This is a genomic window from Nitrobacter sp. NHB1, from assembly GCF_036964665.1.
Classification (GTDB): Bacteria; Pseudomonadota; Alphaproteobacteria; order Rhizobiales; family Xanthobacteraceae; genus Nitrobacter.
Genome location: NZ_JBAMDA010000001.1, coordinates 102,899 through 129,432, shown reverse-complemented (window position 1 = coordinate 129,432; position 26,534 = coordinate 102,899). Strand labels below are relative to the sequence as shown.

The following is a 26,534-nucleotide window of genomic DNA, read 5'->3' as shown; positions in this document are numbered from 1 at the left end:
TCCTTGTGACCGGATATATACGGCCGCACATCCTCGCGAACCGGAGAGGCCCACGCGCCGTCGCGCAATGGTCATGCTACCAGTCTGAATAGCTGCGGTCTTGGCTTTATTGGTTGCCGCTACCTTCCATCCCTTCGAGCGATTTTTACGATGCTTTCCGGAGACATCGAACAGTGAAAAACCTCGGTGCGACGCTGAAAACCGTCTGGCGAATCGCCTCGCCCTATTTCCGCTCGGAAGACAAATGGGCTGGGCTCGGCCTGCTCGTCATCGTCATCGCAATCGAGCTCGGCACCGTCGGCGTGGATGTGCTGCTGAACGAGTGGCGCAACCGGTTCTTCAATGCTTTCCAGGCCTACAACTGGAGCGCCTTCGCCTCGGAGACGATCTACTTCTGTGTAGTAGTCACCATTTACATCGTGATCGCGGTCTATCAGCTTTACCTGAACCAGTGGCTGCAAATCCGCTGGCGCAACTGGACGACAAAGCGCTATCTCGGCGACTGGCTCAGCCACGCCAATCACTACCGGATGCAGCTCCAGGGCGACGTCGCCGACAACCCGGACCAGCGCATCACCGAGGACATCAGGATGTTCGTCGAGCAAACTCTTACTCTCGGTCTCGGCCTTCTGAATTCCGTCGTGACGCTGGTGTCATTCATCGTGATCCTCTGGGGCCTCTCCGCCGCCGCCCCGCTGCACGTGTTCGGCCATCAGTACAACATCCCCGGTTATCTGGTATGGGGAGCATTGATCTATGCCATCATCGGCACAGTACTGACCCACCTGATCGGAAGGCCGTTGATCGGTCTCGACTACCGGCAGCAGCAATACGAAGCCGATTTTCGTTTCAACCTGGTCCGGGTCCGGGAAAACTCCGAGCAGATCGCGCTGCTCCGCGGCGAAGAGGCCGAGCGCACGCGGCTGATGGACAAGTTCCAGCTGATCGTCGAGAACTGGATCGGCATCATGAAGCGCACCAAGAAGATCACCGCCTTCACCGCCAGCTATGGGCAAGCCACCCAGATCATCCCCTATATTCTGGTCGCGCCGGCCTACTTCGCCAACAAGACCAAACTTGGCGGCGTGATGCAGGCCGCATCGGCATTCCTCAGCGTGCAGGGTGCGCTATCGTTCTTCGTCAGCGCGTACCGGCAACTCGCCGAATGGCGGTCGATCGTGACGCGGCTCGACGGATTCGAGAAGGCGATCGCGAAGGCCAAGGCACTCGGCGCGCAAGCCGACACCGTGAAAATCTCGCCGGCCGATTCCGATATCACGCTCGACGAACTGCTGGTGCGATTGCCGAACGGCAAGCCGCTGGTCTCGGCCAACGGATTCCGCTTCCGCAACAAGGTGCGTACGCTGGTCGTAGGCCCCTCCGGATCGGGCAAGTCCACCCTGTTCCGTACCATCGGCGGCATCTGGCCGTTTGGCGCGGGCTCCGTCGCGATTCCGGCTCATGCGACGATGATGATCATGCCGCAGCAGCCTTATTTCCCGATCGGATCGCTCCAGGCCGCGATCGCCTATCCAGCCGAGGCCGGCGCATACGATGCCCAGGAGATCGCCGCAACGGTGACGGCGGTCGGACTCCCGGCGCTGGCATCGCGGCTCGACGAGGAGGCGCACTGGGACAGGATGCTGTCGCCCGGCGAACAGCAGCGTCTCGGCGTGGCGCGCGCGCTGCTGCATCGCCCCGATTATCTGTTTCTGGACGAAGCCACCACCTCCCTCGACGAGCCGTCCGAAAACGCTCTCTACCGCCTGATCGCGGAGAAACTGCCCGCAACGACCATCGTCTCGATCAGCCATCGCAATACGCTGGAGGCCTTCCATCAGGATAAGGTCGTTCTGGAACCGGCCGGCGACCGGTTCGCGATTCATGGCGTGACGGAGCCTGCGAACGCCACCTGACAACAAACCAAAAAGGGCGGCAGGTTGCCCTGCCCCGCCATTGAAGTTGAAGGAGTATTATTTCAGGCTGGTCATCGCCGTCAGGTCAGCCGACAGCTTGGCGATGAAGGTCGCGCCGCACCAGGTGGAGCCGGCGCCGCTCGGGTTGATGCTGGTGAAGCTGCCGTTGAGCGGAGCCCTGAAATCCGACGTGAAGGCGTTACAGTCCCCCTTGGACAGATCAGAGTCGGAGTAGCGCAAGTCGAGCGTGAACACCTTGTAGGTGAGGCCGACGCCGATATTCCAGGTGTTGTAATCGGCATACTTGATGCCGTTCGGAAACGGACCTGCGAAGCCGGCCGCGGCGACACCGGTGCCGTAGAACGAGTCCGACGTTCCGAGCCACTGACGGCCGAACTCACCCGACACGTACATGCCGATGCCGCTGCTGCCGAACGTGTTGGCAGGCGCGGTATACTTCGCGACGATCGATGAGTAATTGCCCCAGGCGCCGGTGTTCAGGAAATTCGGGGAATAGTACTCGTTCAGGCCGACCGCCCAGTTGTCGTTGATCGTGTAATTCACCTTGGCGAAGCCTTCGAAGAAGCTCACGTCCCTCTTCATGACGTTGCCGTTGAACAGAGCGATTGCACCGGTATCGCCCGGACAGAGCGCGCCGAGACCGGCGGCCGCGGTATCAACGCAGGTGCCGCCCGGATACAGGTAGCCCCAGACGCCGAAGTCGAAGGCAAAGGCGCCGAAAGTCGGACGGATACCGCCGTAGATGTCGACCTCGGCCGCCGCACGGTTGGCGAAGGAGATGCTCTCGACCGACGAGCCGACGTAAAGCTGCAGGTCCTTGGTGACGTTGTAGCGGGGCTCGAAGTAAGCGGTCACTGACGGCCTGTGGTTCGACTGCGTCACGCCGCGAAACACGTAGTCGCTCATGACGCCGGCGCCGAAGGCGATGTCCCAAGGATCGAACGCGACCGGGGGCGGCGCGCTGTAGGCCTTCACCGCCATATCCGCCGCCAGCGCCGAACCTGCCGTCATCGCCAGCGCCGTTGCCGCCAGGACCATTTTCTTCATGACAAACCCCCATCCGCCGAAAAGCCGCGCAAGTCCCGAAGGCCGCGAAGGCGAGCGACACCTGGCCGCAAGTGATTTGACCGCAAATGATTCTTTTTTCGTTAACCATACTGAGGTCCGCGGCAAAAACCGGAAAGCCGAAATAGCAAGCATTTGCTGCCTTTTTGGGCGTTTCGGCCCGTTTGCAACACGTTGTTCGCCAGTGTTGCAGAACATCAATCACAAGATCTGAGCGGCCCGACACTCGATCGACGTCCGCGCCTGACGCTTGCGCAGAACATCGCGTCGCCGGCGACGGTCGGTCCGATGGCTATCGGACTGATTTCAATGACCGGACTGTTTCAATGAAAAGGGCCGCAGCGGAGACGCTGCGACCCGGGGCTCATGTATTGGATGGAGACGGCGCGCGATCGTCGCCTGAAGCTCTCAACCCAACCTCATCCTGCTTTATAGCGTTTTCAAGCGAAGCATGTCCTCGGGCTTGACCCGAGGATGGATACCGGTTCGCGTAAAGAAAACGCGTCAAAACAAAAAGCTGGAGCCAGGCTTTAATTCCATCAAAGCCGGAATAGCTCTAGTTGCCGTCACCTCCCGAGCCCGACCCATGGCCTTCGTCCGTATGGCCAAAGGCCGGAGCCGCTGGCTCGGGCATGGCCCAACTCGTGGCCGGTATAGCGGTGGCTAAAGGCTTTCGCGCGGCACGTTTGGCGGCGGTCTTTTTCGCCGAAGTCCTGCGTTTGGTCGCCGGCTTCCCTGCGGATGTCCCAAGGGATTTCCTGGCTGATTTCTTGGCTGATTTCTTGGCTGATTTCTTGGCTGATTTCTTGGCTGATTTCTTGGCTGATTTCTTGACAGACTTCTTGGCAGACTTCTTGGCGGATTTTTTCGAAGACTTCTTTGCGGATTTTTTGGCGGGTTTCTTCGCCGATTTCTTCTTCGCCGTCTTCTTTCTCGAAGCCGCCTTCACCGACTTCTTCGCGGATTTCTTCGTCGCTTTCTTCGCGGATTTCTTCGCCGATCTCTTGTTCGCCGCTACGGCCTTCTTCTTGCTTTTCTTGGCCTTAACGCTCTTCGCCTTCTTGGATTTCTTAGCCATCGTGGTCCTCCTGTTGCCGCCGATCAATTCAGTCCTGGCCGGGGGCCGCCCGTCGCCCAATCGAGAAGTTCAATCGTGTGAACAACAGGGACCGACGTTCCACCGGCAATCTGAATCATGCACCCGATATTGCCGGCGGCGATCATGTCCGGCTTGACGCTTGCGATATTGGCGACCTTCCGGTCGCGCAGTCTGTTCGCAATGTCAGGCTGGAGAATGTTGTATGTCCCCGCCGAACCGCAACACAAATGACTCTCGGGTATATCTTTCACCACGAATCCATTCTTGGAAAGCAAATCTTTCGGAAGCTGCGTGATTTTCTGGCCATGCTGAAGCGAACAGGCGGAGTGATAGGCAATGACGAGATCGCTGCGGCTCCGCGGCGGCGGCAGATCGAGACTCGCGACATACTCGGTGATGTCCTTGGCCAGGCCCGAGACCTTCGCGGCCGGCCCGGCATAGTCGCGGTCCTCCCGCAACAGGTAACCGTAATCCTTGATGACGGTACCGCAGCCCGACGTCGTCACCACGATGGCGTCGAGGCCGCCGCGCTCCGCCTCAGTGAGCCAGGCCGTGATATTGGCCCGCGCACGCGCCAGTGCATCCCGGTCGTCGCCCAGGTGATGCGTCAGCGCGCCGCAACACTGCTCGTCCGCCACCAGCACCACCTCGACGCCGTGACGTGTCAGCAGGCTGATCGCAGCCCGGTTGATGCGTGGCGCCAGCACCTGCTGGGCGCAGCCCTGCAGCAGCGCGACGCGGCCGCGCCTCGCACCCTGCGCCGGAAACACGCTGCCGGCGCGCGCTCCGGGAGCCGGCAGCGACGCCGGCGCGAGCGCCAGCATCGCCTTGATCCTGCGCAAGAAGGTCGGCGTCGTCGCACCCGGCTTTGAGCCCGGCAGCAGCGCCGCGAGGGGCCGGCCAAGCCGCGCCAGAATCATGCTGGCCCGAAAGACTCTCGGCCGCGGCAGCACATAGGCGAGAACAGCCCGAAGCAGCCGCTCGGGCAGCGGCCGCGCATACTCCTTCTCGATCTTGACCCGCGCCTGATCGACCAGATGCATGTAGTTGACGCCGGAGGGACAGGTGGTCATGCAGGCGAGACACGACAGGCAGCGGTCGATGTGTTTCACGACCTCGGCCGTCGGCGGCTCGTTCTTTTCGAGCATCTGCTTGATCAGATAAATCCGGCCGCGCGGGCTGTCGAGTTCGTCGCCGAGCAGCACATAGGTCGGACACGTCGCGGTGCAGAACCCGCAATGCACGCATTTGCGGAGGATCTTGTCGGCTTCGACGATATCCGGATCGGCCAGTTGAGCGGGCGTGAATTCGGTTTTCATGAGATCGACGTCCGGGTCAGCCTGCCGCGATTGAGAATGCTTTTCGGATCGAAGCTCAGCCGCACCCGCTCGGCCAGCGCGGCGACGCCCTTCTCCTGCTGATGAAACACATCGACCGTTCGCCGCGTTCCCTCGTCGGCCCGCAGCAAGGTTGCGTGGCCGCCGATCGCGGCGAGCCGCTGGCGCAGCAGCACGGCGTGGGCATCGACTGAGGGCGGCAGCGCCGCCCAGAGCAACCCGCCGCCCCAGTCGTAGATCACCTCGCCGCCGGTCTCGCGCGCCAGCGCCTGCCCGAAGGCGCCGCCGGACGCAGGCGGACAAACGATCCGCCAAACTGGCCACGCGCCAAGTGCGCCGTCGGCCGCGAACGGCGTGACGTCGCGAATATCGCGCCACAGCGCGGCCGACTCCGCATCCTCGATGAGTTCGGCCATTCCGAATGACGCAAGGTCCGCTGCGAGCGCCGTCGCGCGGTGCGCCACCGACGCTACGATGCCTTCTAGCCGCAACAGCGTCGCGCCATGCCCCCTCGACGCGAGACGGGCCAGCGCGCCCCGGGCCGCCGCCCTGAGTGCCGGATGCGGCGCGTGTGCCGCGCCCGAAACGTCATACGGCGAGCCCAACGCGGCGGTCATCGCCCGATTGGCGGTGACGTCGTCGAGCCCGCGCAACACCAGAGTGCGCCCGGTCTCGGCTTTCGGCATCACCTTGAGCGTCACCTCGGTCATGACCGCAAGCGTGCCCCACGATCCGGCCAGCAGCTTGCAGAGATCGTAGCCGGTGACGTTCTTCACTACCCTGCCGCCGGCCTTGAAACTGTCGCCGAAGCCGGAGACGGCGTGGGCGCCGAGCAGATGGTCCCGCGCGCCGCCGGCCTTGATGCGGCGCGGGCCGGCGAGCCCGGCGCCGATCATGCCGCCGACGGTGCCGCGGCCGGACCTGGCGCCGAGCAACAAGGCAGTGTCCATCGGCTCGAACGCAAACTCCTGGCTTTTGGAATCGATCAGCGACAGCACGTCATCCAGCGGTGCGCCGGCCTGCACCGTGATGATGAGTTCGTTCGGCTCGTAGCAGGTCACCGCGTTCAGCGCCGAGACATCGAGCACCGCATTGGTCGCCATCGCATGGCCGATCGACCGCTTCGAGCTGTGACCGATGATCTCGATCGGCTGTTCGCGGGCAATGGCGGCGCGCACGGCAGCCTCGACGTCGGCGGCGTCGCGTATGTGCAGGATGTTCACGGCGCTACCCCTCGTCGTCCCCGCGAACGCGGGGACCTATACGCCGTGCACTTTCGATAGGATCGGTGTCTCTCCGGTTTTCCTTTTGCACCACCACCGTGGTTATGGGCCCCCGCGTTCGCGGGGGCAACGCAGCACATTTGGTGCAGCACAACCACCCTCAAAATCTCGGCAAATCCGGAAACGCCAGCTTGCCGCTGTGCACATGCACGCGGCCAAGCTCGGCGCAGCGGTGCAGCGTCGGAAACACCTTGCCCGGATTGAGCAGCCCCCGCGCGTCGAACGCGCATTTCAGCCGCTGCTGCTGGTTGAGATCGACCTCGCTGAACATGTGCGGCATCAAGTCCCGCTTCTCGATACCGACGCCGTGTTCGCCGGTCAGAACGCCGCCGAGTTCGACGCAGCAGCGCAGAATCTCCGCGCCGAACGCTTCTGCCTTGTCCATCTCGCCGGGCTTGTTGGCGTCGTAGAGGATGAGCGGGTGAAGATTGCCGTCGCCGGCATGGAATACGTTGGCGACGCCGAGGCCGTATTTCTCGCCGAGATCGCGAATGCGCGCAAGCGCCCGCGGCAGCGCGCCGCGCGGAATGGTGCCGTCCATGCAGAGATAGTCCGGCGAGATGCGGCCAACCGCCGGAAACGCCGCCTTGCGGCCGGCCCAGAACAGGTCGCGCTCGGCTTCCGAACCGGAAATCCGGCAGGTGGTCGATCCGCAGCCCAGCGCAATAGCCTCTACCCGCTTGATGAGTTCGTCGACCTCGATGCTCGGGCCGTCGAGTTCGATGATCAGCAGCGCCTCGACGTCGAGCGGATAGTCGGCATGAACGAAGGCTTCCGCGGCGTGGATCGCCGGCTTGTCCATCATTTCCATGCCGCCGGGAATAATGCCGGCGCCGATGATCCGCGCCACACACTCTCCGGCCGCTTCAACTTGCGGAAAGCCGACCAGCAGCGCCCGCGCGGTTTCCGGCTTTCGCAGAATGCGGACGGTGACTTCGGTGACAACGCCGAGCAACCCCTCGGAACCGGTGATGATGCCCATCAGGTCGTAACCCGCCTGCTCCGGCGCCTTGCCGCCGATGCGGAGGATTTCGCCCGACATCAGCACAAGCTCGCAGCCGAGAACGTTGTTGGTGGTCATGCCGTATTTCAAGCAGTGAACGCCGCCGGAATTTTCCGCGATGTTGCCGCCGATCGAGCAGGCGATCTGCGACGACGGATCCGGTGCGTAGTAGAACCCGGCATGGGCCACCGCCTGGCTGATCGCGAGGTTGGTGACGCCGGGCTCGGTGACGACGACGCGATTATCGAGATCGATCTCGCGGATGCGCTTGAACTTGCCGAGCCCCAACAGCACCGCGTCCTCCAGCGGCAACGCCCCGCCGGACAGCGAGGTGCCGGAGCCGCGCGGCACCACCTTGATGCCGTTGTCGAAGCAGTATTTCAGAATGCGCGACACCTGCTCCGTGGTTTCCGGCAACACCACGACCATCGGCGGCTGGCGATAGGCGGTCAGGGCGTCCGATTCGTACGGCAGCATTTCCGCGGCACTGAAGATCACACCCTCGCCCGGCACGATCGCGCGCAAGTCCGCAACGATGGCGTCGCGGCGATTGAGGACCATCTGATCCGATGCGGGCATCATGATGGGCATAAGGCAGGCGCTCCGGCGTCGCGATTGAGAGCATTTTCCGGCCAAGGGGAATATCCGGTTAGCCGTAAGCAAACGCTCTCAATGAATAACTTGCGCGCATTCCGATCGCAAAACCGGTATCCGCTTTTGCGGAATACGAGCCAGTCGTGGGATCGCTGCAAAACCAACTGGATCAACCACATTTCGTATGTCTTGTGTAGGTATCGCCGGTCTTTAGTTAAACAGGATTGATGGGATTCCGGTCGAATGCTACGATTGCGGGATACGATGGTGCCCGGAGCACACGACCGCCTGAAGAAATGAATCGGCTGCCGCAACCCGGCGAGTCCGTCAAGGCGGCTTTTTGTACCAAAATCACACTCGAATCATTCTAAGATCGATGGTATTCTTCGATTCTGCGGTTCGCATCAGAGGTTATCGCAACGACGTGCGAGCTTCAGAATCGAGGCACGGCCTCTTCTTTTCAGGGGAGGCAAATCCCAACCGCTTCAGCCTGAAGCCATCACACTCAACACGTTAGAACTCAGAGGTCTTCATGAAAACGTTCGTCATTTCCGCATTGACCGTCCTCGGCGTTACGCTTGCAAGCGTGGGCAGCTCGCTCGCGGCGGACGCGGCCGCCGGAAAGGCAGCCTTCAACAAGTGCAAGGCATGTCACGACATCGGCGAAGGCGCCAAGAACAAGGTCGGACCCGATCTCAACGGCCTGGACGGACGCAAGGCCGGTACCGAAGCAGGCTATTCCTATTCGGACGCCATGAAGAATTCCGGCATTACCTGGAACCAGGCGGAGTTCGAGGCGTACATAAGGGATCCCAAGGCCAAGGTACCCGGCGTCAAGATGGCGTTTGCCGGCATCAAGAAGCAGAGCGAACTCGACAACCTCTGGGCCTATGTCTCGGAGTTCGACAAGGACGGCAAGGTCAAGGCGAAGTAAGGCGCACTTCAGCCCATGTGCTCCCCTGCCGGCATCCTGGCCGGCAGGGCGGCCTGCACCACAAGGCCGCGGGCGCGGGCATCCGTCACGCCGACCGCGCGCAACGCCAGCAGGGTCGCGCTCTGCACCACGTCGCGGAGCCTTACCGGATCATCGAGGCTGTCGGGCGCCAGCGGGCCGACAAGAGATTCATTCAGTGCACCAAGCAGCGCGGTCGCGGCCAGCGACGTATCCTGCGCCGGCAGATGTCCGGCGCGCACCGCGGCAATGATGCGCGTTTCAATCTCGCCGGCGATGCCGCGGCGGCTCGCCAGCCGCGTCGCGGCGACATCGACATCGACCGGCTCGGCCAGAATGCCCCACGCCAGCTTCCGATGCGACACCATGTGCACGGCGACGGTGGCGACGGCGGCGGCGAGCGCCGACGATGGGCCCGGCGCGGCATCGGCGGCAGCGCGTATCGCGGCCAGTTCGTCGCACGCAACCTCCGTGATCAGTTCGGAAATCAGATCCGCTTTCGAGGGAAAATAACGATAGACCGTGCCGGCCGCGACATTGGCGCGGCGCGCGACCGGCGCGATCTGCACCGCCGCCATGCCGCTGTTGCTGGCCGTATCCCGCGCCGCCTCCAGGATGGCGCGGCGTCGCGCCGCGAGGCGCTTCAAGACCTGATGGGTCCGCCGATACACCATGCGCGTTTTGTGTCCATCGACCGCCGCGGCCGGCGCGGCGTTGGCCGGAACCTGCGTGCCTTCAATACGTTGCGCGAGCTCGCGCAAAAGGCATTCTAAAAACTGAATACCTATTCAAGCCGGAAGGCAAGCGGCTTTGCGATAGCTGCGCCCCGGCAGACCGTGGCCGGTCCGGTCATCGGCCAGCGGTGACCGGACCGCCATGCGACGACGCTCGACAACCGTCATCGCTGCGACAGGCATCACGACCGGGACATCATTAGAAGTTAGTGATGCAACATCTTGAATACGCCAAGGCCGGAGAGGCCAATGAAGATGAGATAGATCGCAACGACCAGATTGAGAAAGCGCGGCATGATCAAGATGAGAATGCCTGCGACCAGCGCCACGATGGGCTGGATATGTGCTGCCGTGATGACCATTTGAGGGAACCTCCGCTGATGCGATTTGCGAATCGGAGAAACTTTATCCGTCGCGCCGGCTTCATGATAGCGGACCCTGCGACTTCAGCGGGTTCCACCTCATTTGTCTCATTTGTGGCATTGCCGCAAATCGCCCCGGAAATGCCAACTTGCGCGCGGGAACGTTGGCAGGCCGGATGAATTGGCATGACACCCAATCGAACGGCGCGCGTTCCGAGTTGCGCGTCCGACATCGCAAAGGAGGCCAACCATGCGTAATACGGCCCTGGCTATTGCCGCACTTGTGACTGCACTCGGCACAACCCTCACCGCTCACGCGCAAGGCACCACGATCGGCACTGCGCCTTCGACCGATGTGGTCGTCACCCAGCCGGTTGAGGTCGATGCTGACGGCGGCATTACGGACGAGCAGCGCCCGGCGTTTCGCGAATACATCGTGACCGAGCGCGTCCCCTCTTACACCGTTCCGCAACGCATCGTCGTCGGCGCGGTCCTCGCCGACGAAGGCGTGACCTTCTACGACGTGCCGCAGCGCTTCGGCGCGACGCCCTATCGCTACACCGTTGTGAATGGTGAAACCGTGCTGATCGAGCCGCGCACGCGGCGCATCATGCAGGTGATCGACTGATATTCTGCGCCAGGCCCACATCGCTCGGACACGCACTGGCGGCGTTTTCTTTCAAGCGATGCGGGCGCCGGTTCGCGTGACGATATCGGCCACGATCGGAGCCGGCGCCACGCGGGCGGCCGGAACCCCGTCCCGTCACCTCCAGGGACGGGGTTTCCGGTTTACATAGAGCCTTTTCGCTTCTGATGGAATCAGAAGCGGGCCCTATGATTTTGATTTGACGCGTTTTCTTTACGCGAACCGGTGCCCATCCTCGGGCCAAGCCCGAGGACATGCTTCGCTCGAAAACGCTCCAGACGAGCGCGGGCGCTCGCCACGGACATCAATCCTGAATTCGCGAGAAATCCGCGACCGTGCGCGTGGCGGCGCGAATTTCGTTGAGCAGCTTCAAGCGGTTTTCACGAATCGTAGGATCGTCGTCGTTGACTTTCACCTTGTCGAAAAAGGCGTCGACCGCGGGACGCAGTTTCGCCATTGCCGCCATGGCGGCGGCGAAGTCTTCCTTCGCTACGGCGGCGCTCGCCTCACGCTTCACCTGATCGATGGCAACAGCGAGCGCCTTCTCTTCGTCCAGCTTGTAGAGCGAGTCGTCCGGCGCGCCGTCGAAGCTGCGCTTGTCTTTCTTCTCTTCGATGACGAGGATGTTCGACGCGCGCTTGGTGCCGGCAAGCAGGTTCTTGCCGTCGTCGGTATCGAGGAATTTGCCGAGCGCCTCGACGCGGCGGACGATCATCAGGAGGTCGTCCATGTCCGTTTCATCGAATGGCGAGAACTCCTTTCCTCCAAGCATATCCACCATTGCTGCAGAAACTGCATGTAAGGACAAGACGGCGTCAACGAGATCGTGCCGCGCGCCATTTTCGCGCAGTTGAACTTTCAATCGATCAATAAAGAAAACTCTCAGCTCTGACTGAATGCGGACCACACCATGATAGGCATGGTCGGTCCATCCTTCGACATATTCGCTGCTGTTCTTGTACTCTTCTAATGCTGTATCCCTGCCTGTAATTTTTCCAGATTCAATGAGTGCCTTCACGATGTCCTTGTAATGCTCATCGGCTTGCTGTCTCAAAATGGGGTGTGCCGCTAATTCGAAAATACCAAACAAACCCAGGCTCAGTTGATTCTCAACGATCAACCTAATCACACCCAGCGCCGCGCGTCGCAACGCGAACGGGTCCTTGCTTCCCGTCGGCTTTTCATCGATGGCCCAAAAGCCGACCAGCGTGTCGATCTTGTCGGCCAGCGCCACTGCAATCGAAACCGGATCGCTCGGCACGCGGTCGTTCGGACCTTGCGGCTTGTAATGTTCTTCGCAGGCGGCTGCGACGGAAGCATCCTCACCAGCGGCCTGCGCATAGTATTTCCCCATCAGTCCCTGCAGCTCGGGGAATTCGCCGACCACTTCGGTCAACAAATCGGTCTTGCACAGTAGCGCGGCGCGCTGCGCTTTCGCAACATCAGCACCGACCAGCGGCGCGATCTTTGCCGCGAGGCGTTCGATGCGTGCGATGCGTTCCGCCTGCGTGCCGAGCTTTTCATGAAACACGATCTTCTCGAACTTCGGCAGCCGGTCTTCCAGCTTGGTCTTGAGATCGGTCTCATAGAAGAACTTCGCATCCGAAAGCCGCGCGCGGATCACGCGCTCGTTGCCGGCGACGATTGCCTTGCCGCCATCGCTCGCCTCGATGTTGGCGACGAGGATGAACTTGTTGGCGAGCTTTCCGGTTTTGGGATCGTTGACGACAAAACACTTCTGGTTGTTGCGGATGGTGGCGCGGATCACTTCGCCGGGGATCGACAAAAACTCCTCGTCGAACGCGCCCATCAGCACCACCGGCCATTCGACAAGCCCCGCGACCTCGTCGAGCAGCACCTGATCCTCGACCAGCTCATAGCCTTGCGCGAACGCAAGGTCCTTGGCGTCGGCCAGGATGATGTCCTTGCGGCGCTGCGGATCGAGCACGACCTTCGCCGCCTGCAACTTCGCCTCGTAATCCTCGAAGCGGCGCACGCTGAATTCGTCCGGCGCCATGAAGCGGTGGCCGCGCGTCACCTGCCCGGCTGTGATGCCGGCGACGTCGAACGCCACCACGTCCGGCTCCTCGGTCTCCATGCCGAAGGTCGCGACGATCGAATGCAGCGGCCGCACCCAGGTCAGCGCACCGGGCTTCGCCGAGCGTTCGCCCCAGCGCATCTGCTTCGGCCACGGGAAGGTGCGCACGATCACCGGCAGGATTTCCGCGATCACATCGATCGCGGGGCGGCCCGGCTTCTCGATCAGCGCGACGTAGAAATCGCCCTTCTTCGGATCGCGCTGGACCTTCGCTTCATCCAGCGATTTCAGGCCGGCGGCTTTCAGAAATCCCTGCACGGCGGCGTCGGGCGCGCCGACCTTCGGTCCCTTGCGCTCGTCCTTGAGATCGGGCTGGCGCACCGGAACGCCGTGCACGGTGAGCGCGAGGCGGCGCGGCGTGGCGAAGGCTTTCGCGCCCTCGTAGACGAGGCCCTCGGCGACGAGCTTGTCGGTGACCATCCTGCGCAGGTCGTCCGCCGCCTTCGCCTGCATGCGCGCGGGAATTTCCTCGGAGAATAGTTCGAGCAGAAGATCGGGCATCGCTTAGACGCCGCCCGCGTCTGTATGGAGCCACGCCTCGCCGCAGGCTTTCGCCAGTTCGCGCACTCGCAGGATGTAGCTCTGCCGCTCGGTCACGGAGATCACGCCGCGCGCGTCGAGCAGGTTGAAGACATGGCTCGCCTTGATGCACTGGTCGTAGGCCGGCAGCGCCATCAGATGCGCCTCGCGCTTGCCGGGCTCTTTCGGATTTTTCTGCCACCCGGCGTCGAGATATTTTTTGCAGGCCTCTTCTGCCATCGCGAATTGCTTGAACAGCATGTCGGCGTCGGAATGCTCGAAGTTGTGCCGCGAATATTCCTGCTCGGCTTGCAAGAAGACGTCGCCATAGGTCACCTTGTCGGTGCCCTCGCGGCCGTTGAAATTGAGATCGTAGACGCGGTCGACGCCCTGCACGAACATCGCGAGCCGCTCCAGCCCGTAAGTGAGTTCGCCCGCCACCGGCGCGCATTGGACGCCCGCCACCTGCTGGAAGTAGGTGAACTGGCTGACTTCCATACCGTCGCACCAGCACTCCCAGCCAAGTCCCCAAGCCCCCAGCGTCGGGCTTTCCCAGTCGTCCTCGACGAAGCGGATGTCATGCAGCGCGCTGTCGACACCGATGGCGGCCAGCGATTTCAGGTAGAGGTCCTGGATGTCCGGCGGCGACGGCTTGAGGATCACCTGGAACTGATAGTAGTGCTGCAGGCGGTTCGGGTTCTCGCCGTAGCGGCCGTCCTTGGGCCGGCGCGAGGGCTGCACATAGGCCGCGTTCCAGCGCTTCGGACCCAGCGCGCGAAGCGTGGTCGCGGGATGAAAGGTGCCCGCCCCCACCTCCATGTCATAGGGCTGCAGGATCACGCAGCCGAAGTCCGCCCAGTAGCGTTGCAGGGTCAGGATCAGGCCCTGGAACGAGCGTTCCGGGCGCATGTGCGGGGGCAAGGAGTCCATCGGGCCGTTTTTCGGGGATTCGCGTACTTCGTCGGCGCGCGGGGACCGTATCGGCGCGTGTCTCCCAAATCAAGGCGATGACGGAACAACGGTTACCGGAATTGCCGGCAATTGAGCGGGGCGGAATACGCGCTAGTCAGGCCGGTAGGCGCCGGTGCGGGGATCGCGCCGCAGCGTCGGAATTTCGCGGGAGCGGGCCGCTTCGGCAACGTGGGCCATCCGCGCCTCCTGGAGTTCGTGATTGATCCGCTTGGCGGTTCGGTAGAGCCAGCGGACTGCGGCCAGCCCACCCAGGGTAGCTGCGAGTGCAATCAGCGGCGGCATCGGTCGATCCTCGTCTTCATCCATCGCCCCCCTTATTGATACTGATATATATTCTGGCCCAACCCGATCGTTCCCGCAATGGCGCGTACCGAGACCAATTGGCGCGGATTTCGGCGGGAGTGGGGCCTAAAAGCCGAACTTGGCCCAAATCGCCCGAGTCTCAAGCGCCGAGATCAGGTCGTCCGGCATCCCCAGGGCGCCATCGAACGAGGTCAGGGTTCCGGCTCCCGCTTTGCGGCCGAGCAGCCCCGCCAAGAGACCGGTCGAAGGCGCGATCAGCGGCGTCAAGACCTTGTCGCCGAACCGCGCCCGCAGCGTCGAGCGGAGGTCGCCGATCGCGTCCGCAAGGCCGAGCGCGACCGATCGCTCACCCGCCCAGTATTCGCCGGTGAACAAAAGATCGTCCTCGCCCTTCAGCCGCGCACCGCGGCTTGTCTTGACCAGTTCGATGAAGGTGGCGTGGATCTCGCGCTGGATTGTTTTCAGCCGCGCCACATCGTCGGAATTTTCGGGGAGGAACGGATCGAGCGTCGCCTTGTGTTCGCCCGCGGTATACAGCCTGCGCTCGACGCCGATCTTCCTGATCAGCTCGGTGAAGCCGAAGCTGCCGCCGACCACGCCGATCGAGCCCAGAATCGACGAGGGGTCGCAGAATATCTCGTCGCCAGCGCAGGCGATCATGTAGCCGCCGGAGGCGGCGACGTCCTCGACGAACACCAACACCGGAAGCTTTTTCTCCTGCGCGAGCTGCCGGATGCGCAGGAAAATCTGGCGCGACTGCACCGGCGAACCGCCCGGCGAATTGACCAGCAGCGCCACCGCTTTGGCGTTGTCCACCGCGAACGCCCGCTCCAGCGTTTTGGCAACGCCCGCGAGCGTCATGCCCGGCCTGAGCGGCGTCACCGCGCCGATCACGCCGGACAACCGTACCACCGGCACCACCGGCGTCCCGCGCCGCCACCGCTTGGGAACCAGTTTCATCAGCGCTGCTCTCGTCCGTCCACTCATGGCGTTTCCCTGAAGCTTGGCAATTCGTCATCACGCAACCGCCTGATTAACATGGAGATAATATCTATCTACTGGGGATGGCTATCGGTAGCCTTCTCACGACAATTCGCTTCAGAACCGCTCCAAAGCCGTCGGGCAAACTTCCGCAACGGTCCGGTGACGAAAGGCAGCGCGGTTAGCAGCGCGGGTTCACAAGAACTCTTCTGTCATGGCAAGAGCCCGCCCGCCGGCGAGAGCGTCCTGAGCCTCTTTGCCGGGCCGGCCGGTCTCGTCGCTGAGCATCAGACCCGGACAGAGCCTGAGCGGCGCCCGGCTCCCTTTGACCGCGCGAACCAGGACGCGGATCGCCGGTTTGCGCGCGTCCGGATGCACCGGCCGGATCGCGACGCCGCCGAAGCCGCGGCCAAGCGCCGCCAGCACCTCGGCCAGACCGTCGCTGCGCCAGATCAGGCTAAGTACGCCGCCGGATTTCAGCAGGCGCCGCGCCGCATGGACCCATGCCTCGATCGTGGCAGGCTCCGCGACATGCGCTGCGCGCCGGCTCTCGTCCGGCGACGGCCGGTGCCGCTCCGAATCGTTGAACGGAGGGTTCATCAGGACCACGTCGGCGCTGTCGGGGCCGAGACCGGCGCTTGCGAAAACCTCCGCCCGGCCTGTGACATCGAGGGTGCAGACCTGCGCCGCGATGGCGTTGAGAACCGCATTGCGGCGCGCCAGATCGGCGAGGGTTTCGTCGCGCTCGACCAGCACCAGGTCGATGCCGGCAACCCGCGTCGCTACCGCGAGCCCGGCGGCGCCGACGCCCGCCCCGAAATCAACGATACGGTCGCCGCGCTTGCCCGGCGTCGCGGCGGCGAGCAGCATCGCGTCGTGGCCGGCGCGATGGCCGGACAGAGGCTGATACAGCCGCAGCCGCCCGCCGAGAAAGGCATCCTCGCCAACGTCAGGTCGTGCGCCGGTCATCGGCGTCATCGGGCCGCAATTCGTGGCCCAGCCCGGCCTCGGTGAGAAGCTGGCGCGCCTCGCGATTGTCGTCGTCATGCACCAGAATGCGGCGGGGCAGAACGCCGAGCGATCCCTCGATCACGCTCATGTTCTGGTCCAGCACCAGATGATGGATGTGGGCGCCGTCCAGCAGCGCGCCGATCGCCGACACCAGCACCACGTCGTTGGTTCGAACCAATTCCCGCAACGTCACGTTCTCCCGGCGCGCTCAGCTTCACACCCCTGTGGCCCATGTCAACGGCTCCATGTCAACAACTACCTGCGCTTGCCGGGCCGACCGGCACTTTCTATTGTGCGGCGGTTGGAAACGGCGCGAATTCCGCAAACCGGAGATCCTTGCTTGGCGGTCATTGTCCCATTCGAAAGCCACTCGACAGGCTCCATCGACCAGATCGTCGAGCTCGTCACCGCCGACATGGACCGCGTCAACGCCACCATCCTGTCGCGGACCGGGTCGGAAGTCACGATGATCCCGGAAGTCGCCAACCACCTGATTTCGTCCGGCGGCAAGCGGCTGCGCCCGATGCTGACGCTGGCAATGGCCCATCTCGCCGGCTATTCCGGCGACGGCCACATCAAGCTCGCGGCCTCCGTGGAATTCATGCACACCGCAACGCTGCTGCACGACGACGTGGTCGACGAGAGCGAGCTGCGCCGCGGCAAACTGTCGGCGCGCATGGTGTGGGGCAACGAGGCCAGCGTTCTCGTCGGCGACTTCCTGCTCGGACAGGCGTTCCGCATGATGGTCGAGGTCGGCTCACTGCGCGCGCTCGACATCCTGTCGTCGGCGGCGGCCACTATCGCCGAGGGCGAGGTCATGCAGCTCGCGGCGGCGAAGAACACCGCCACCACCGAGGACGAATACCTCGCGGTCATCCGCCGCAAGACCGCCGAGCTGTTCGCCGCCGCCTGCGAGGTCGGTCCGGTGCTCGGCGGTCGTCCGAAGGCCGAGGAAACCGCGGCGGCCAGCTTCGGCATGAACCTCGGCATCGCCTTCCAGCTCGTCGACGACGTGCTCGACTATGGCGGCAAGTCGGCAAAGCTCGGCAAGAACGTCGGCGACGATTTCCGCGAAGGCAAAATCACGTTGCCTGTGGTGCTGGCATTCCGCCGCGGCAACGATATCGAACGAGAATTCTGGGTGCGAGCGCTCGAGCAAGGCGAGATCGGCGACAACGATCTCAATCACGCCATCGGCTTGATGACCAAGCATCGCGCGCTGGAGGATACGCTCAACCGCGCCCAGCACTACGGCGCGATGGCGGTCGATGCGCTGGCGCTGTTTCCGCCGTCGCCGATGAAGAGCGCCCTGGAGCAGGTCGTGGCGTTTTGCCTGGCGCGGTCGCACTGATTACAAGCCGGCGGGGCGATGCGAAGCATCGAGCCTGAGATGTGCAATTGCCCATCGAGGAATCCATAACCACTGTCTCGCTGTGTCAGCTGACACCGGGATTATGGATCCCGGATCGTCGCTCGTGCGGCGTCCGGAATGACGATTTAACGGAATTGGGATTCCCACGGCGGCGCCAGGACGTCATCCCGCCAAAGCGGAACCGAAAGATCGGCGTCCTTACGACGCCGATCCTCTACAAGAAGCGCAACATCATCGAGCGCTTCTTCAACAAGCTCAAGCAGTTCAGGCGCGTCGCAACCCGCTACGACAAACTGCTCGTCAACTTCATGGGCTTCGTCAAACTCGCCGCCATCGCCATCTGGCTCAAACAGCTAATCGTCGCCGCAGCGAGAGGAGTCACGTTCAAGATGAAAAATAAAATACTAAAATATAATGTCTTTGATCATACAATTCGTTCCCAATCCGAACACTGATGAACGAGATATGGTATGAATGAGATATGGTATCGACACATCAAAGCAATGCGCGGCTTCAAGCTTGACCGCGAAGGGGTTCGCCCCGACTTCTCCTCGACGATCGCATACCAATCCTGCCTTGAATAAACCTGCTTCAGGATTAGCTTGATCGTAGCGGCGAATCACAACTTGCCGCCAAAACTACGAAACTGAAGGGAGAGAAGTTATGGCTGATAGGCCGTTTCGTAATCCTTTGCTGGCGAAGTTGGACGAGACCAGCCACTATACGATCCGTAGCGCATGGGAAGGACTTGAATACCTTCTTTGCTATTGGCGAGGTGTCGAAAACACTTCCTATAGACTTGCAGTTCATTTATGCCGCGATGCGATAGATGGATGGGCATCGCCGGAGCGGGCACGCGAAGCGTTGAAACGCGCATTGGACGCTGCCGGCCTTTCGATCCCGAACCCGCGACGGTCACCGCCAAAGTTTCGTGCTTCAATCGCGCATCGCGGTCGCGAGCCTGCCGCGCGGAATGTCTTCGAAATCGAAAAACGTTTTGTGGTTGAGCAAGCGTTCGGCGACGACCTTCGTCCACACCTGCCACGACGACCAGTGGGAGCGTCGTTCCGCGAACCATTCTAACTAGCTGTGGAGCCTCGAGAGGTACTACTCAATGGCTCGGAGCGCCCGTTCTGACTCCATCAGTACGGCAAGCGCTCTAGAACAGCGGCGTCCCCGGCACGAAGGCGTCGAACGCCGCCCAGAACTGGGTGCGGTAGCGATCCTGTTCCTGCAGGATTTCGTGCTTCGATCCGGCGATGACGAGGTGCGAGCCGCCGCGCAGATGATAGGCGAACTCCTCGATCGCCGGGGTGGAGACGATGGTGTCGGCGCCGGCCGCGATCAGCAGCAGCGGCTGGCGAATCTTCGACGGATAATTCACGGTGCGAAATTCGTCCATCGCCCGGAAAGCGGTATCCGCCCACGCCACCGTCGGCGAGGCGATTCCGAGCGTCGGGTCCTCCTCGAGGATCGCGACGTTGCGGGCGAACCGGACGGGATCGCTGGTCAAAGGATTATCGATGAAGTCGGCGACGCCGGTGAGCTGGTCGCTGCCGCCGGGAACGTAACGACCGCCCTGTCCGAACATCCGCATCGCGCGCAACAGCGCGCGCGCCGGAAACGAGGTGGTATGTCCCGGCAAATCGATCATCGGCGCCGACAGCACGATGCGGTCGAACCAGCGCTTGCCGGCGTGTGCCACCCGCACAAGCACCGCGCCCCCCATCGAATGCGCCAGTGCGAAGTACGGCGGCGGACAATCCGGCAGCACCACCTGCTCCACAAAGGACTGGACGTCGATCTCATAGTCGGAGAAACGGCGCACGTAACCCTTGCGCGGGTCGTGCGACTGCCGCGCCGAGTGCCCCTGCCCCCGCCAGTCGATCATCGCCACCGCAAAACCGCGGTCTCGCAGATCGCACACGGTCTCGAAGTATTTTTCGATCTGCTCGCCGCGCCCGGTAAACACGCAGACCGTCCCCTTTCGCCCCGGCGGCGGCGCCCAGCGCGCAAAGCGCAGATCGACCCCGTCGGAGGTCCTGACGGTGCCGCTGACGTAATCGTCCGGAACCGGATTTGCGGGGATCGAAACAAGCCTCATGACCGGACCGGCTGGAGAAAAAAGCCCTGAAAAGCAAGAGGGCGGGAACGTCGAAAAGCAAGCGCGTCCCGCCTCTTGAAGGCGTCTGGAGTTCTTCCCATATCATCTCAGTGCAGGCCGCTACCAGTGTTTCCGGAACCGGAACATCAGGCTGCACACAGACGAAAGCCCGGCCCGATTGGCGGGCGGGTCCATTCAATGTCGCTCAATGGAGGACTGACCTATGCGTACTTTCGACCTCACCCCGTTTTATCGTTCCACCGTCGGCTTCGATCGCCTCTTCAACCTGCTTGACCAGGCCAACGGCGATGCGCCGGGCTACCCGCCCTACAACATCGAGCGCACCGGCGAGAACGCGTATCGTATCAGCGTCGCCGTTTCCGGCTTCGCCCAGGACGAGCTTTCCATCGTCGCGAAAGAAAACACGCTGACGATCAAGGGCGAAAAGGTCGCCAACGAAAACGGCAAGGACAAGTCCGAGGTGCTGTATCGCGGCATCGCGGCCCGCGCCTTCGAACGCGCCTTCCAGCTCGCCGACTTCGTGCAGGTGAAGAGCGCCTCGCTGGAGAACGGCCTGCTCCACGTCGATCTTGTCCGCGAGATCCCGGAGGCCAAGAAGCCCCGCAGCATTCCGATCGCGGCCAGCGCCCCCTCCGCGCCGGTCGTCGAGAGGGCGGCCGCCTGATCCAGATTTCGGCTACGGTCGTCGAATACGGAAGCGCCCCGGTTTTGCCGGGGCGCTTTTGTTTTGAACGGCATCCAACTGGGTGAATGCCTGAGTCGTCCCCGCGCGCGGGGATGCTCCCTGCCCCTATCCGGGCGCTTGGGCCGGATCGGGGCGTGTTTGCTTCAAATCCGGGGCGCCGCCCCCGCCGCGCCTTGAGCATAACTTCCAAGCAATCAGGGACTCCCAGACGCTTGTGTGATAGATAAAAATTTGGCAGTGTCACTGTTAGGACAGCAAGGCTGTCTTAATTTGACGGTCAGCTTGGCATGATGTCTTACCGCGAAATGCGGACGTCCGACGCCCGGATATGGGCACGGCAGGCCGGTTATCCGCCGGGGACGTTGGCGCCTGGTTTGAATTCTCAAAACTTCGACTCGCGACGTACGAGTGGTGGCTCCCAGGGTTGCATAGGGGCGCCGCGAACGTCCGGGGTGCCAAAGATGCGGATTGCGTTTCGGGATGCCAGATCCCGGCCGGGAAAGGGTACTGGACCAAGATGAGCGGGCCATCGTTCGAGCGGGAGAACATCGGGCTGGAATCACTGACAGCGGATTCGGTCACGAAACCGCTTGAACACGCGCATGAGCATACCTGGCGTCCGCCGGCGGAAGGTCTCTACGACCTCAGCCAGGAAAAGGATTCCTGCGGCGTCGGTTTCATCGCCAACATCAAGGGCAAGAAGTCCCATCAGATCGTCTCCGACGCGATCAGCATTCTCTGCAATCTCGAACATCGCGGCGCGGTCGGCGCCGATCCGCGCGCCGGCGATGGCGCGGGCATTCTGGTGCAGATCCCGCACGGTTTTTTTGCGCGCAAGGCAAAGGAGCTTGGCTTCACGCTGCCGAAGCCCGGCGAATACGCCGTCGGCGCACTGTTCATGCCGCGCGAGACCGCCTGGCGCGAGGTCATCCGGAGCATCATCGCCGACCAGATCAAGGCCGACGGCCTGACCCTGCTCGGCTGGCGCGAGGTGCCGACAGATAATTCCTCGCTCGGCGAAACCGTCAAGCCGACCGAACCCGCCAACATGCAGGTGTTCATCGGCCGCAACGGCACGGCCGCGACCGACGACGAATTCGAGCGGCGGCTCTATATGCTGCGCAAGTCGATCTCGCATGCGATCTTCCAGCGCCGGGAGCGCGGCCTTTCCGGTTATTATCCGGCGTCGATGTCGTGCCGCACCGTGATCTACAAGGGAATGTTTCTCGCCGACCAGCTCGGCAGCTACTATCCCGACCTGCACGAGCCGGATTTCGAGTCGGCGCTGGCGCTGGTGCACCAACGCTTCTCCACCAACACCTTCCCGACCTGGTCGCTGGCCCATCCCTATCGCATGATCGCGCACAACGGCGAGATCAACACGCTGCGCGGTAACGTCAACTGGATGGCGGCGCGGCAGGCGTCGGTGCATTCGGACGTATACGGCAAAGACATCAGCCGGCTGTGGCCGATCTCCTATGAAGGACAGTCCGACACCGCCTGCTTCGACAACAGTCTCGAATTCCTGGTGCAGGGCGGTTATTCGCTCGCGCACGCGGTCATGATGATGATCCCCGAAGCATGGGCGGGCAATCCCTTGATGGACGAGCAGCGCCGCGCGTTTTACGAGTATCACGCGGCGCTGATGGAGCCGTGGGACGGCCCGGCGGCGATCGCGTTCACCGACGGCCGCCAGATCGGCGCCACGCTCGACCGCAACGGCCTGCGGCCGGCGCGCTATCTCGTCACCAGCGACGATCGCATCGTGATGGCGTCCGAGATGGGCGTGCTCAAGATTCCCGAGGATCAGATCATCACCAAGTGGCGATTGCAGCCCGGCAAGATGCTGCTGGTCGATCTCGATGAGGGGCGCCTCATTCCCGACGACGAGATCAAGGCCGCGCTGGCGAACAGCCATCCCTATCGCGAATGGCTCGGCCGCACCCAGATCCAGGTCGAGAACCTGCCGGACGCGCCGGCCAAGGCTACGCGCTCGAACCTGCCATTGCTGGATCGTCAGCAGGCGTTCGGCTATTCGCAGGAAGACATCAACATCCTGATGACGCCGATGGCGTCCACCGGCGAGGAAGCCTCGGGCTCGATGGGCAACGACACGCCGATCTCGGCGCTGTCGAACCGTCCCAAGCAGCTCTTCACCTACTTCAAGCAGAATTTTGCGCAGGTCACCAACCCGCCGATCGATCCTATCCGTGAAGAGCTGGTGATGAGCCTGGTCTCGATCATCGGACCGCGGCCGAACCTGTTCGATCTCGAAGGCCTCGCCTCCACCAAGCGGCTCGAGGTGCGTCAGCCGATCCTCACCGACGCCGACCTCGAGAAGATCCGCTCGATCTCCGATGTCGCGGAATCGCAGTTCGTCTCGCGCACCCTGGACATCACCTTCCATGCCGGCCTCGGCGCGGCCGGCATGGAGCAGGTGCTCGACGAACTCTGCGCGCGCGCGGAAGCCGCGGTGCGCGAGGGCGTCAACATCATCATCCTGTCCGACCGCATGGTGGGCATCGACCGGATTCCGATCCCCTCGCTGCTCGCCTGCGCCGCCGTACATCATCATCTGATCCGCGTGGGCTTGCGCACCTCGGTCGGTCTCGTCGTCGAATCCGGCGAGTCGCGGGAGGTGCATCACTTCGCCTGCCTCGCCGGCTACGGCGCCGAGGCGATCAACCCCTATCTCGCGTTCGAGACCATCATCGCGATGAAGGACCGCCTGCCGAGCAGTCTCGACGACAAGGAAATCGTCAAGCGCTACATCAAGTCGATCGGCAAGGGCCTGCTCAAGGTGATGTCGAAGATGGGCATCTCGACCTATCAGTCCTATTGCGGCGCGCAGATCTTCGACGCCGTCGGACTGAAAGCCGAGTTCGTCGCAAAGTATTTTACTGGCACGCACACCCGCATCGAGGGCGTCGGCCTCGCCGAAATCGCGGAAGAGACCGTGCGCCGCCATGCGGATGCGTTCGGCGACATGCATATCTACAAGACCGCGCTCGATGTCGGCGGCGAATACGCCTACCGCACCCGCGGCGAGGACCATGCCTGGACCGCGGAGTCGGTGTCCAACCTGCAGCACGCCGTGCGCGGCAATTCACAGGAGCGCTATCGTGCGTTTGCAAAGACGCTCAACGAGCAGTCCGAGCGCCTGCTGACCCTGCGCGGCCTGTTCAGGCTCAAGACCGCCGAGGACGAGAAGCGCAAGCCTGTCGCCCTCGACGAGGTCGAGCCGGCGAAGGAGATCGTCAAGCGCTTCGCCACCGGCGCGATGAGCTTTGGCTCGATCTCACGCGAGGCGCATACCACGCTCGCGATCGCGATGAACCGCATCGGCGGCAAATCGAATACCGGCGAAGGCGGCGAGGAAGCGGACCGCTTCAAGCCGATGCCGAACGGCGATTCCATGCGCTCCGCGATCAAGCAGGTCGCCTCCGGCCGCTTCGGCGTCACCACGGAGTATCTCGTCAACTCCGACATGATGCAGATCAAGATGGCGCAGGGCGCCAAGCCCGGCGAAGGCGGACAGTTGCCCGGCCACAAGGTCGACGCCACCATCGCGCGCGTGCGCCATTCGACGCCCGGCGTCGGCCTGATCTCGCCGCCGCCGCATCACGACATCTATTCGATCGAGGATCTCGCGCAGCTCATCTACGACCTGAAGAACGTCAATCCGGACGGCCTGGTCTCGGTGAAGCTGGTCTCCGAGATCGGCGTCGGCACAGTGGCCGCGGGCGTCGCTAAGGCCCGCGCCGATCACGTCACCATCGCCGGCTTCGAGGGCGGCACCGGGGCCTCGCCGCTGACCTCGATCAAGCACGCAGGTTCGCCGTGGGAGATCGGGCTTGCCGAAACCCATCAGACGCTGGTGCGAGAGAGGCTGCGCTCGCGCATCATCGTGCAGGTCGACGGCGGATTCCGCACCGGACGCGACGTGGTGATCGGCGCGCTGCTCGGGGCCGACGAATTCGGCTTCGCCACCGCGCCCCTGATCGCCGCCGGCTGCATCATGATGCGCAAGTGTCATCTCAACACCTGCCCGGTCGGCGTCGCGACCCAGGATCCGGTGCTGCGCAAGCGCTTCACCGGCCAGCCCGAGCACGTCATCAACTTCTTCTTCTTCGTCGCCGAGGAAGTGCGCGGGATCATGGCGCAGCTCGGCTATCGCACCTTCAACGAAATGATCGGCCAGGTGCAGATGCTCGACCAGACCGCGCTGGTGACGCACTGGAAAGCCAAGGGGCTCGACTTCTCGAAGCTGTTCTACCGGCAGAAGGAAGCGCCGGGCCAGAAAATCTATCACGCCGAGGAGCAGAACCATCGCCTCGACAAGGTGCTGGACCGCAAGCTGATTGCACAGGCGAAGCCGGCGCTCGATCGCGGCGCGCCGGTGACGATCGAGACCGGGATCAACAACACCGACCGTTCGGCAGGCGCAATGCTGTCGGGCGCTGTCGCCAGGGTCTACGGCCACACCGGCCTGCCGCTCGACACCATCCAGGTCCACCTCAAGGGCACGGCGGGACAGGCGTTCGGAGCCTGGCTCGGGCGCGGCGTCACCTTCGACCTTGAGGGCGAAGGCAACGACTATGTCGGCAAGGGCCTTTCCGGCGGGCGCATCATCGTGCGGCCGCCGGCAAACTCCGGCATTGTGCCGGAAGAGTCGATCATCGTCGGCAACACCGTGATGTATGGCGCGATCGAGGGCGAGTGCTACTTCCGCGGCGTCGCCGGCGAGCGCTTCGCCGTGCGCAACTCCGGCGCGATCGCCGTCGTCGAGGGCGCCGGCGACCACTGCTGCGAATACATGACCGGCGGCATCGTCGTCGTGCTGGGCAAGACCGGGCGCAACTTCGCGGCCGGCATGTCCGGCGGCGTCGCCTACGTCCTCGACGAGAGCGGCAATTTTCCGAAGCTGTGCAACCTCGCGATGGTCGATCTCGAACCGGTGCTGTCGGAAGAGATGATCAATGCCGGGACCTATCATCACACCGGCGACCTCGAGGCGCACGGGCGCGTCGACGTGTTCCAGAACCTGCTGGAATCCGATGTCGAGCGGCTGCATGTGCTGGTCACGCGCCACGCCAAACTGACTGGATCGAAACGCGCCGCCGCCATCCTCGAGAACTGGAAAGCCTATCTGCCGAAGTTCCGCAAGGTGATACCGGTTGAATATCGCCGCGCGCTGAAGGAATTGAAGGCCAATGCGGACGCCGAGCCGAAGATCGCGATTGGGGCGTAACGAACGAGAACATCACCCTGAGATGCCCGCGGGCGTCAAAGGATAACAGACAACGATTAACTGAAGCCGTCATTGCGAGCGAAGCGAAGCAATCCAGGGCTGCAAGCCAGGACCGGATTGCTTCGTCGCAAACGCTAAGAGCAAAGTTCGCGTTGCGAATTTTGTCTCGACCTCGCAAGTGACGAACGAAGAATTGGTTGCAAGG

At 62.8% G+C, this 26,534-nt stretch carries 21 protein-coding genes and 1 pseudogene; 8 read left to right on the top strand and 14 right to left on the bottom strand.

What is annotated here, in order from left to right; translation table 11 throughout:
• Positions 1 to 173 precede the first annotated feature (173 nt).
• Positions 174 to 1,916, top strand: coding sequence for an ABC transporter ATP-binding protein/permease (locus tag V4R08_RS00675; protein WP_335577563.1), 1,743 nt, complete (start codon positions 174 to 176; stop codon positions 1,914 to 1,916).
• 57 nt (positions 1,917 to 1,973) lie between these two features.
• Here the strand turns inward: V4R08_RS00675 and V4R08_RS00670 are convergent, their stop codons facing one another.
• From V4R08_RS00670 to V4R08_RS00650, 5 genes are all read right to left on the bottom strand, one after another.
• A complete protein-coding gene (locus V4R08_RS00670; RefSeq protein ID WP_335577562.1) occupies positions 1,974 to 2,984 on the bottom strand; it encodes a TorF family putative porin in 1,011 nt (336 codons plus the stop codon).
• A gap of 574 nt (positions 2,985 to 3,558) precedes the next feature.
• Positions 3,559 to 4,107: a hypothetical protein gene (locus V4R08_RS00665; protein ID WP_335577561.1), complete on the bottom strand. Its 549-nt coding sequence runs from the start codon at positions 4,105 to 4,107 to the stop codon at positions 3,559 to 3,561.
• A complete protein-coding gene (glcF, locus tag V4R08_RS00660) occupies positions 4,104 to 5,420 on the bottom strand; it encodes a glycolate oxidase subunit GlcF (RefSeq protein ID WP_335577560.1) in 1,317 nt (438 codons plus the stop codon). Before glcF ends, V4R08_RS00665 begins: the two co-directional genes overlap by 4 nt.
• Positions 5,417 to 6,652 carry an FAD-binding protein gene (locus tag V4R08_RS00655; protein ID WP_442935673.1) on the bottom strand — a complete coding sequence of 412 codons (1,236 nt, stop codon included), beginning with the start codon at positions 6,650 to 6,652 and terminating at the stop codon, positions 5,417 to 5,419. The genes glcF and V4R08_RS00655 overlap by 4 nt, the downstream gene beginning before the upstream one ends.
• Positions 6,653 to 6,821: 169 nt before the next feature.
• The gene (locus tag V4R08_RS00650) at positions 6,822 to 8,315 is read right to left on the bottom strand and encodes an FAD-linked oxidase C-terminal domain-containing protein (RefSeq protein WP_335577558.1); all 1,494 of its coding nucleotides are present in this window, start codon (positions 8,313 to 8,315) and stop codon (positions 6,822 to 6,824) included.
• 535 nt (positions 8,316 to 8,850) lie between these two features.
• Here V4R08_RS00650 and V4R08_RS00645 point away from each other — a divergent pair.
• A complete protein-coding gene (locus V4R08_RS00645) occupies positions 8,851 to 9,252 on the top strand; it encodes a c-type cytochrome (RefSeq protein WP_335577557.1) in 402 nt (133 codons plus the stop codon).
• A gap of 8 nt (positions 9,253 to 9,260) precedes the next feature.
• Here V4R08_RS00645 and V4R08_RS00640 read toward each other — a convergent pair whose 3' ends face one another.
• Complete coding sequence (locus V4R08_RS00640; RefSeq protein ID WP_335580137.1) at positions 9,261 to 9,944, bottom strand: TetR/AcrR family transcriptional regulator; 684 nt, start codon at positions 9,942 to 9,944, stop codon at positions 9,261 to 9,263.
• A gap of 266 nt (positions 9,945 to 10,210) precedes the next feature.
• On the bottom strand, positions 10,211 to 10,366 hold the full coding sequence (locus V4R08_RS00635; protein ID WP_335577556.1) for a DUF3096 domain-containing protein: 156 nt from the start codon (positions 10,364 to 10,366) through the stop codon (positions 10,211 to 10,213).
• A 250-nt stretch (positions 10,367 to 10,616) separates the two neighbouring features.
• Here V4R08_RS00635 and V4R08_RS00630 point away from each other — a divergent pair, with 250 nt between their 5' ends.
• Complete coding sequence (locus tag V4R08_RS00630; RefSeq protein ID WP_335577555.1) at positions 10,617 to 10,994, top strand: DUF1236 domain-containing protein; 378 nt, start codon at positions 10,617 to 10,619, stop codon at positions 10,992 to 10,994.
• A gap of 322 nt (positions 10,995 to 11,316) precedes the next feature.
• Here the strand turns inward: V4R08_RS00630 and glyS are convergent, their stop codons facing one another.
• The 6 genes from glyS to V4R08_RS00600 form a co-directional block, all read right to left on the bottom strand.
• On the bottom strand, positions 11,317 to 13,611 hold the full coding sequence (glyS, locus tag V4R08_RS00625) for a glycine--tRNA ligase subunit beta (RefSeq protein ID WP_335577554.1): 2,295 nt from the start codon (positions 13,609 to 13,611) through the stop codon (positions 11,317 to 11,319).
• 3 nt (positions 13,612 to 13,614) lie between these two features.
• Positions 13,615 to 14,559 carry a glycine--tRNA ligase subunit alpha gene (locus tag V4R08_RS00620; protein ID WP_335577553.1) on the bottom strand — a complete coding sequence of 315 codons (945 nt, stop codon included), beginning with the start codon at positions 14,557 to 14,559 and terminating at the stop codon, positions 13,615 to 13,617.
• Positions 14,560 to 14,691: 132 nt separating this feature from the next.
• A complete protein-coding gene (locus V4R08_RS00615; RefSeq protein ID WP_335577552.1) occupies positions 14,692 to 14,883 on the bottom strand; it encodes a hypothetical protein in 192 nt (63 codons plus the stop codon).
• 126 nt (positions 14,884 to 15,009) lie between these two features.
• A complete protein-coding gene (locus tag V4R08_RS00610; protein ID WP_335577551.1) occupies positions 15,010 to 15,891 on the bottom strand; it encodes a S49 family peptidase in 882 nt (293 codons plus the stop codon).
• A 189-nt stretch (positions 15,892 to 16,080) separates the two neighbouring features.
• On the bottom strand, positions 16,081 to 16,854 hold the full coding sequence (locus tag V4R08_RS00605; RefSeq protein ID WP_335577550.1) for a tRNA1(Val) (adenine(37)-N6)-methyltransferase: 774 nt from the start codon (positions 16,852 to 16,854) through the stop codon (positions 16,081 to 16,083).
• Positions 16,835 to 17,083: a putative signal transducing protein gene (locus V4R08_RS00600; protein WP_335577549.1), complete on the bottom strand. Its 249-nt coding sequence runs from the start codon at positions 17,081 to 17,083 to the stop codon at positions 16,835 to 16,837. The genes V4R08_RS00605 and V4R08_RS00600 overlap by 20 nt, the downstream gene beginning before the upstream one ends.
• Before the next feature lie 153 nt (positions 17,084 to 17,236).
• Between V4R08_RS00600 and V4R08_RS00595 the strand changes: the two genes are divergently transcribed.
• The 3 genes and pseudogenes from V4R08_RS00595 to V4R08_RS00585 all read left to right on the top strand — a co-directional run bounded on the left by V4R08_RS00595 (position 17,237) and on the right by V4R08_RS00585 (position 19,351).
• Positions 17,237 to 18,247, top strand: coding sequence for a polyprenyl synthetase family protein (locus V4R08_RS00595; protein WP_335577548.1), 1,011 nt, complete (start codon positions 17,237 to 17,239; stop codon positions 18,245 to 18,247).
• Between the two features lie 182 nt (positions 18,248 to 18,429).
• Positions 18,430 to 18,618 (top strand): annotated as a pseudogene (locus V4R08_RS00590) (transposase); the annotation flags it as partial.
• A gap of 313 nt (positions 18,619 to 18,931) precedes the next feature.
• The gene (locus V4R08_RS00585) at positions 18,932 to 19,351 is read left to right on the top strand and encodes a DUF982 domain-containing protein (protein ID WP_335577547.1); all 420 of its coding nucleotides are present in this window, start codon (positions 18,932 to 18,934) and stop codon (positions 19,349 to 19,351) included.
• Positions 19,352 to 19,427: 76 nt separating this feature from the next.
• On the opposite strand, the gene V4R08_RS00580 is transcribed toward V4R08_RS00585, so the two are convergent.
• On the bottom strand, positions 19,428 to 20,372 hold the full coding sequence (locus V4R08_RS00580) for an alpha/beta fold hydrolase (RefSeq protein ID WP_335577546.1): 945 nt from the start codon (positions 20,370 to 20,372) through the stop codon (positions 19,428 to 19,430).
• Positions 20,373 to 20,595: 223 nt separating this feature from the next.
• On the opposite strand from V4R08_RS00580, the gene V4R08_RS00575 reads away from it, so the two are divergent.
• Both V4R08_RS00575 and gltB read left to right on the top strand, forming a co-directional pair.
• Positions 20,596 to 21,057 (top strand): Hsp20 family protein, encoded by a 462-nt coding sequence (locus V4R08_RS00575; RefSeq protein ID WP_335577545.1) that lies wholly within the window; start codon positions 20,596 to 20,598, stop codon positions 21,055 to 21,057.
• Between the two features lie 538 nt (positions 21,058 to 21,595).
• Positions 21,596 to 26,329 (top strand): glutamate synthase large subunit, encoded by a 4,734-nt coding sequence (gltB, locus tag V4R08_RS00570; RefSeq protein WP_335577544.1) that lies wholly within the window; start codon positions 21,596 to 21,598, stop codon positions 26,327 to 26,329.
• Positions 26,330 to 26,534 lie beyond the last annotated feature (205 nt).